Annotated in this window: 6 protein-coding genes; 4 read left to right on the top strand and 2 right to left on the bottom strand. The window is 60.1% G+C overall.

What is annotated here, in order from left to right; genetic code table 11:
* Positions 1-37 precede the first annotated feature (37 nt).
* From tpiA to VJV58_RS21445, 3 genes are all read left to right on the top strand, one after another.
* Positions 38-796, top strand: a complete 759-nt coding sequence (gene tpiA / locus VJV58_RS21455) for a triose-phosphate isomerase (RefSeq protein ID WP_324139374.1) — start codon at positions 38-40, stop codon at positions 794-796.
* A 127-nt stretch (positions 797-923) separates the two neighbouring features.
* A complete protein-coding gene (secG, locus tag VJV58_RS21450; RefSeq protein WP_324139373.1) occupies positions 924-1,322 on the top strand; it encodes a preprotein translocase subunit SecG in 399 nt (132 codons plus the stop codon).
* A 158-nt stretch (positions 1,323-1,480) separates the two neighbouring features.
* Positions 1,481-3,112 carry a CTP synthase gene (locus VJV58_RS21445; RefSeq protein ID WP_324139372.1) on the top strand — a complete coding sequence of 544 codons (1,632 nt, stop codon included), beginning with the start codon at positions 1,481-1,483 and terminating at the stop codon, positions 3,110-3,112.
* Positions 3,113-3,861: 749 nt separating this feature from the next.
* Here the strand turns inward: VJV58_RS21445 and VJV58_RS21440 are convergent.
* Positions 3,862-4,047, bottom strand: a complete 186-nt coding sequence (locus tag VJV58_RS21440; protein WP_324139371.1) for a hypothetical protein — start codon at positions 4,045-4,047, stop codon at positions 3,862-3,864.
* A gap of 64 nt (positions 4,048-4,111) precedes the next feature.
* On the bottom strand, positions 4,112-7,603 hold the full coding sequence (locus VJV58_RS21435; protein ID WP_324139370.1) for an indolepyruvate ferredoxin oxidoreductase family protein: 3,492 nt from the start codon (positions 7,601-7,603) through the stop codon (positions 4,112-4,114).
* Between the two features lie 313 nt (positions 7,604-7,916).
* Here VJV58_RS21435 and VJV58_RS21430 point away from each other — a divergent pair.
* The coding region (locus VJV58_RS21430) for a cytochrome c (protein ID WP_324139375.1) at positions 7,917-8,577 on the top strand (661 nt) is incomplete at its 3' end.

The raw sequence follows: 8,577 nt of genomic DNA, 5'->3' as shown, positions 1-8,577 counted from the left end.
AGCGCATGTATGAGCGAGATATCCGTGAGGAATTGCGATGACCGACGCTATCCGGCCGCTGATAGCCGGCAACTGGAAGATGAACGGCCTCAAGTCGTCTCTGGCCGAATTTGAAGCGATGCGAAGCGGCGCCGCTGATCTGGCCGGCAAGGTCGATCTCCTGGTCTGCCCGCCGACGACCCTGGTTGCCGAGTTTGCGGCTAAGGCGCGCGGCTCGAAATCTTTTGCGGTCGGTGCGCAGGATTGCCATCCGAAGGCGTTCGGCGCCCACACCGGAGATATTTCGGCCGAAATGCTGGCCGATGCCGGTGCTCGCGCGATTATCGTGGGCCATTCCGAGCGTCGTGCCGATCACCGCGAGACCGACGCGCTGGTGCGGCAAAAGGCAGAAGCCGTCTGGCGTGCCGCTCTTACGGCCATCGTCTGCATCGGTGAGACCCAGCTGCAGCGCGACCAAGACCAGACCCTGGACATCTGCGGCGGGCAGCTCAGGGCGTCGTTGCCCGACGGTGCGCGTTCGGACAATCTCGTGGTGGCGTACGAGCCGGTCTGGGCCATAGGCAGCGGCCTGACTCCGACAGTTCGAGATGTTGAACAAATTCATCATTTTATCCGGGATGTACTGATCTCGCTGTTCAAGTCAGACGGCTCCCGGATGCGGATTCTCTATGGCGGCTCGGTCAAGCCCTCGAATGCCGCGGAATTGATGGCCATTGCCAACGTGAATGGCGCGCTGGTGGGCGGCGCGAGCCTGAAAGCGGCCGATTTCCTTGCTATCGCGCATGCCTGTTCCTAACTACCGGACAGGCGTCGCGGGGGTGACAATCCCCCTTCCAATCGTGTAACACCGCGCCAACTTCAAACCCCGCAAACCCCTGAGCAGCCGGACTTCGGCGCCATTTGGTTTGTGACGGAAGGTAGCGATGCAGACTGTCATTATCGTAGTCCACCTGATGATCGTTGCGACCTTGATTGCAACGGTGTTGCTGCAAAAGTCAGAGGGAGGCGGCCTGGGAGTTGGCGGCGGCGCCGGTTTCATGTCGAGCCGGGGCACGGCCAATCTGCTGACCCGCACGACGGCAGTGTTAGCGGTCGGCTTTTTCGCCACGAGCCTGTTTCTCTCCTGGTACGCGAGCTACGATCGCAAGCCGAGTTCGATCGTGGGAACCACGCCAGCATCGCAATCGCAGCCCGCAGGGCCAGCGAATCCCGCACCCCCGACCAGCGGCGGCATCCTGGATTCATTGAAGAAAGCGGATGAACAGCAACAGCAGCAAACTCCGCCGGTCCCACCAGGACCGCAGGCGCCGCGTTCGCAGTAAAGCGGGGAGGCCATGCAGGAACATTGGGTCGTGTCCTGCATCAAAAATCCCCCTCAAGATGCTGTTACTCCTATAGAATCTCATCTCACCCACAGCCCTCATGACGGCCGACGATTCGTTTTGGAGAATCGGGTCGGTAGCCTTAAAGGTTAGGTCCCATGGCGCGGTACATCTTCATCACCGGCGGCGTGGTTTCCTCGCTCGGAAAGGGCCTGGCGTCGGCGGCGCTCGGCGCGCTGTTGCAAGCGCGCGGCTACAAGGTGCGCCTTCGCAAGCTCGATCCTTATCTCAACCTCGATCCCGGCACGATGTCGCCCTACCAGCACGGTGAGGTGTTCGTGACCGATGACGGCGCGGAAACCGACCTCGATCTCGGCCATTACGAGCGCTTCACAGGACGTCCAGCGACCAAGGCTGACAACATTACGACCGGCCGCATCTATCAGGACATTCTCACCAAAGAGCGGCGCGGCGACTATCTTGGCGCCACCATCCAGGTGATCCCGCACGTTACCAACGCCATCAAGGATTTTATTCTCGACAGCAACGACGAGTTCGATTTCGTGCTGTGTGAGATTGGTGGCACTGTCGGCGATATCGAAGGGCTGCCGTTCTTCGAGGCGATCCGCCAGATCAAGAACGATCTTCCGCGTGATCATGCCATCTACATTCACTTGACGCTTTTGCCTTTCATCCCCAGTGCCGGCGAGCTGAAGACCAAGCCGACGCAGCATTCGGTCAAGGAATTGCGTTCGATCGGCATTCAGCCGGACATTCTGTTGTGCCGCACTGACCGGCCGATCCCGAAGGAAGAGCGCCGCAAGCTCGGGCTGTTCTGCAACGTGCGTGAGAGCGCCGTGATCGAAGCACGCGATGTCGATAACATCTACGCCGTGCCGGAGGCGTATCATGCCGCCGGGCTTGACGACGAGGTGTTGGCGGCATTCGGCATCAAGCCCAAAATTCCGCCGGCTCTGGCAAGCTGGCATCTCATCAACGAGCGAATCCATAATCCCGAAGGTGATGTCACGATCGCGATTGTCGGCAAGTACACCGGCATGAAGGATGCTTATAAGTCGCTGATCGAGGCTCTGTCGCATGGCGGCATCGCCAACAAGGTGAAGGTCAATCTCGATTGGATCGAGAGTGAAGTGTTCGAGAACGAGGATCCCGCGCCATTCCTCGAACACGTCAATGGCATTCTCGTGCCCGGGGGCTTCGGCCAGCGCGGCGCCGAGGGTAAAATTCGGGCGGCGCAGTTCGCCCGGGAGCGCGACGTACCCTATTTCGGTATCTGTTTCGGCATGCAGATGGCGGTGATCGAAGCCGCCCGTAACCTCGTGGGCATCGAGCAGGCGAACTCGACCGAGTTCGGTCCGACATCCGAGCCGCTGGTCGGCCTGATGACGGAATGGCTGCGTGGCAACGAGCTCGAGAAGCGATCGAAGTCCGGAGATCTCGGCGGCACCATGAGGCTCGGCGCCTATCAAGCGGTGCTCAAGCGCGGCAGCAGGGTGTCCGACGTCTATGGCGGCGCGACCGAAATTTCGGAGCGCCACCGCCATCGCTATGAGGTCAACACCGCGTACAAGGATCGGCTGGAGCAGCACGGACTGAAATTCTCCGGGCTTTCGCCGGACGGCGTGCTGCCGGAAATCGTCGAATACGAGGACCACCCCTGGTTCATCGGGGTGCAATTTCATCCCGAACTGAAGTCTCGTCCATTCGAGCCCCATCCTTTGTTTGCATCCTTTATTCAGGCAGCAGTGGTTCAGTCCCGGTTGGTTTGATCCGGGCGGCGAAGCTTGCCGGCGGATTGAATTCATGGTTCGAGGCGCGGCGTTGCCGCGCTCCTCAACATGAGGGTTGAGGCGCATCTCAGCTAGTCAACTGATGACGCGTACTCTTTCCGCTGTCATTGCGAGATTTACATACACCTGCGCGATCTCGCCGCGCGTGCTGTGTATTGTGGCGAGCGAAGCTCCCTCTTTCTTCCCTTCCACGTTTGTGGCCGCAAGCGGGGCGAGGGTTGCTCTTTCTTATCCCTCCCTTCTTAGTGGGGAGGGTGGCGCGAAGCGCCGGGTGAGGTTGCGTCATACACACGAACAGCCCCCCACACTGCACATCGTTCGCTCCGCTCACGATCTGCTTTCCCTCCCCACCACAAGTGGCAGGGATGAACACCGCCGATGCGGTGGTACTGTATGCAATGACATCGGGACAGTTCACACACCTCTCCGATCTCGCTGCGCATTTCGCGCGAGTTTTGCAAGTCATGAGCCTTCTGAACATCAGAGGGCGCAGGGAATGCCGGGCGCTCGATGCACCCGCAGCCTCGCATGCAAAATAAAAAAGCATACGAGTAAGTCACCACGGTCACGCCGGATACACCCGGCATTCCCCGCGCAATGGTGTTAACGGTTTCCTTCGTGCTCTTCCCGGTGATCGGGCTTGGTTGTCACCGTCGCCGGCGGAAATACTTCCCGCCAACTTGACGCCAGCGTCGAGGCGTCAGAACCACACGACTTTGCCGTCCGCTTCACGCGCCGTTCGTCAGCGGCACGTCAGCGTCCATCGCATCCCGTTCCGCGTTCGTGACGATCGCGATCGCCCCTCGATGGAACGAGACGGCGTGGGTTCTAAGGGTGATTTGGCCAAAACGAATATCGAAATGTTTTTGCAAGCGGGACTGGACAGGCATTTCACAGCCCTGCCCGTCGGGCAAATCAGCTCGTCACTGCGTCGGACGATCCCAGCCGAAGCGCATGGCCATGGGTATGACGCCCGGACTACTCCGCGGCGATCTGCCGAGGCGCGGGCGGCGGATTGGCGAGGTCCTTTGCCAATTGTGCATAGCGCACTTTCGCGTCCTGCACCGATTGTTCCTTGACCGGCCCGAAGCCACGGATGCGATCCGGTAGCGACAGAATCTCGATCGCGGTGTCGATCGTCAATGGCGAGAGCACCGTGAGCACATGCTCGACATCTTTTTCATAGCCAGCGATCAGGTCGCGCTCCAACTTGCGATCGGCACTATAGCCGAAGATGTCGAACGCGGTGCCGCGCAGGCCACGCATTTTGGCCAGCACCCGGAACAGCGGCAGCATCCACGAGCCGAACGCGCGCTTTTTTGGACGTCCCAGCGCATCCTTGCCGCTCGAAAGTAGGGGCGGCGCGAGATTGAAGCTGATCTTGAAATCGCCATCGAACTGATCGCGCATCTGCTGTTCGAATCTTCCGTCGGTGAAAAGTCGCGCCACCTCATACTCGTCCTTGTAGGCGAGTAGCTTGGCGTAGTTGATTGCCACCGCGCGCGGCAATTCATCGCCGAAGCCGCCATTAAGCGCGGCATCGCGCACCTGGTTCACCAAATCCCGATATCGCATCGCGAGTTTTCCGTTCTGATAGTCGGTCAGGAACGCGCTGCGATGGGCGATGATCTCGTCGAGCGACATCGTCTCAAGCGTCCGTGGCGCGACGGTCTCGTCATGCCCTTTCATCATCGTGACAAGCCGAGCTGGATCGGCCGCCGCCAACCGCCCAAGCTGGAAGGCTTGCTGGTTCATCTTGATCGCAACCCCGTTGACCTCGATCGCCTGCTCGATCGAGCTCGCCGAGAGCGGCAGCAATCCCTTTTGATAAGCGTAGCCCATCATCATCATGTTGGTAGCAATGGAATCGCCGAGCAGGACCTCGGCGGGTTTGGTGAAATCGAAGAAGCATGAATCCCTCCGCAATGCCGTTTCAAGGACATGATTGACGTTGCGGCTTTGGAAATTGAAATCACGATTGAGGATGAAATCAGCGGTCGGAATCATGTGACTGTTGATCACGCCATGGGTGCGGCTCGATTCACACAGCGTGATCGTCTCCTTGGCCGCGGCCACGACCTCGTCGGCGGCGATAACGAGATCGGCGGTGCCGGTGACGATCCGCGAACACGTGACATCGGCCGTGTGCTCGGAGAGCCGAACGTGGCTCAACACCGCACCACCCTTTTGCGCAAGGCCGGACATATCCAGGATCATGCTGGCCTTGCCTTCGATGTGCGCGGCCATCCCAAGCAGCGCCCCGATCGTCAGCACGCCGGTACCGCCGACGCCGCCGACCGCGACATTGTAGGGCCGATCCAGCGACGGGCGAGACGCCGGCTCCGGCAGGTCGCCGATATTGCCAAGATCGGCCGGTGCGCGACGGCGCAGCTTGCCGCCGTCGACGGTCACGAAAGACGGGCAGAAACCCTTCAAGCACGAATAATCCTTGTTGCAGGTCGACTGATTGATGACGCGCTTGCGCCCGAGTTCTGTCTCCAGCGGCTCGACCGAGATACAATTGGACTGTACTGAGCAATCACCGCAGCCTTCACAGACCGCCGGATTAATGAACACGCGACGCTGCGGATCCTCCAGCGTCCCACGTTTGCGGCGGCGTCGCTTTTCAGCGGCGCAGGTTTGTACGAAAACGATCGCGGACGCACCCTTCACCTGCCGAAGCGTCTTCTGCACCGCGTCGAGTTCATCGCGGTGCGCGGTCTTGGTACCCGGTGCAATCTCGGAAGCCGGATAGGCGTCGGGATTTTCCGAGACCAGATAAATCTCGCGAATGCCTTCGGAGTGAAGCTGGAAGGTGATCTGCTGCGGTGAGAGTTCACCGTCGACATGCTGGCCGCCGGTCATCGCGGTCGCATCGTTATAGAGGATCTTGTAGGTGATGTTGGCCTTGGAGGCGACCGCCTGACGGATCGCCAGGCTTCCGGAATGGAAATAGGTGCCATCTCCGAGGTTCGCGAAAACGTGTTCTTCATTTGTGAAGGGCGCAACGCCCACCCAGGGTACGCCCTCGCCGCCCATGTGGGTAAAGGTTTCGGTGTTGCGGTTCATCCAGAGCGACATGAAGTGGCAGCCGATGCCGGCGAAGGCGCGGCTTCCGTCCGGAACATTGGTCGAGGTGTTGTGCGGACAACCTGAGCAGAAATACGGCGTGCGGGTGATGGGCGCGACCGCCTGCATTTGCGTGGCTTGCCGGCCGTTGAACCAATCGGCCTTGGCGCGCAGCATCGCCGCGATTTCAGGATTGAGGTTCAGCCGCAGCAAGCGCTCCGTCAGCGAGCTCGCCAGCGAGGCGACGCTGAGTTCTTCCGCAAACGGCAGGAAGCGCTTGTCGTGCTCGTCCATTTTACCGACGATGCGGGGCCGCACGTCGTCTCGCCAGTTGAAAAGTTCCTGCTTGACTTGATTTTCGACGATCTCGCGGCGCTCTTCGATGATCATGATCTCTTCGAGCCCGACCGCGAATTCGCGAACACCCTGAGGCTCCAGCGGCCAGGGCATGCCGATCTTGTACAGGCGCAAGCCGATTTTCGCGGCGACTTCGGGCGTCACGCCGAGTTCGCGCAACGCCTGACGGATATCCTCGTAGCTCTTGCCGGACGCCATGATGCCGAACCGCGCATTCGGCGAGTCCATGGTGATGCGGTTGACTTTGTTCGCGCGCGCAAAAGCGATCGCCGCAAAACCCTTGTAATCCTGCAGGCGGCGGTCCTGATCGTAGCGGTCATCGGGCCAACGCAGATTGAGGCCGCCCGGAGGCATCTCGAAATCGGTCGGAATAATGAATGGCGTCATCTCGTCTGAAAGATCGATCTCGGCCGTGGTCTCCACGGTCTCGGTGATCACTTTCATGCCGACCCAGCAACCGGAATAGCGCGACATCGCAATGCCGAGCAGTCCCATCTCGATCATTTCATGGATGCTTGAGGGATACAGATACGGCATCAGTGCCGAGATGAAGGCATGATCGGACTGATGCGGCACAGTGGAGGATTTCGCGCCGTGATCATCGCCGGCTAGACAAAGCACGCCGCCGTTCCTGGCTGATCCCGCGGCATTGCCATGGCGAAATACGTCTCCGCAGCGATCGACGCCCGGACCCTTGCCATACCAGATGCCGACGACTCCGTCGTGCCGCGCGCCCGGCGAAAGATTGAGCTGCTGCGAGCCCCAGATAGCGGTAGCGGCCAGATCCTCATTCACGCCGGGCTGAAACTTGATGTTGTATTGCTCGAGGTGTTTTCTCGCCGCGAACAATTGCTGATCGTAGCCGCCGAGCGGCGAGCCGCGGTATCCTGTCACGAAGCCTGCTGTATTGAGACCGGCGGCGCGGTCGCGGCGAATTTGCGCCATTGGCAACCGAACCAGCGCCTGTATGCCGGTCAGGAAGATGTGGCCGGATTGCTGGGTGTATTTCTGATCGAGACTGATCGGACCTTGGTTGATGCCCATTAGAATCCTCGTTGCGCGCTTTCCGCTGCGACTGTTTTTAACTAGCCATTCAACCGCTTAGAACAAGGCTGGCGCCTCGCTCAAAGTCCGAACTCGGACCAGTCTATGTCGATTTTTGCGCAGCGCGCACCCCAAATCTCCGTCATGGCAGACCGTCACCGGCAAATTGCAATTTCGTGCCCCAGCTTGCCACCGCCCTTTCGATTTATGTCGCGACACGTGCCTGCCGCGAAACGAGCTGACACACTTACGGGCGTCTTGCGCTATAGTGTGGGGAGCGGGAGACAAAATGGCGCAGGCACAACATTGCACAATGCGTACGATTGTCGCGATCGTGCTTTTGTGCACCGCATTCAGCTGTGGCAGCGTCCGGGCCGAACCTTCGGCCGAGACCATCGAACGTGGCAAGCAGCTCGCGACGGCGGCTGATTGCGCCGGTTGCCACACCGCCGATCCCTCGAAACCGTTCGCCGGGGGCAAGCGCCTCGCTACGCCGTTCGGGGCTATCTATTCGCCGAACCTGACGCCGGATCGCGAAACCGGAATAGGCGCCTGGAGCGATGAGGACTTCCGCCGCGCTCTTCGCGAAGGCGCGGCACCTGACGGCTCACATTACTATCCGGCGTTCCCCTATCCCTATTTTACAAAAATCACCCGTGACGACCTGCTCGCGATCCGTGCCTATCTCGCGACGCTTGCTCCCGTCCGCAACGAGCGGCCCGCACCTGAACTGTGGTGGCCCTTCGATTATCGATTCGTGATGCGCGGCTGGAATTTTCTGTTCTTCAAACCCGGCATCTTCGAGCCGAATCAGCAGAAAAGCACGGAATGGAATCGCGGCGGTTATCTCGTCACCGGCGCAGCCCATTGCGGGGCATGCCACACGCCCAAAAACGTCTTCGGTGCGGAAAAGCGCAACCGCGCGTTCCGGGGCGGATCGGTCGACGGCTGGTTCGCGCCGCGTCTGGACAGTG

The organism is Bradyrhizobium sp. (assembly GCF_035273305.1).
Taxonomy (GTDB): Bacteria; Pseudomonadota; Alphaproteobacteria; order Rhizobiales; family Xanthobacteraceae; genus Bradyrhizobium.
Note: the sequence above shows the minus strand (reverse complement) of the source record. Positions and strands in the feature narration are given on the sequence as shown.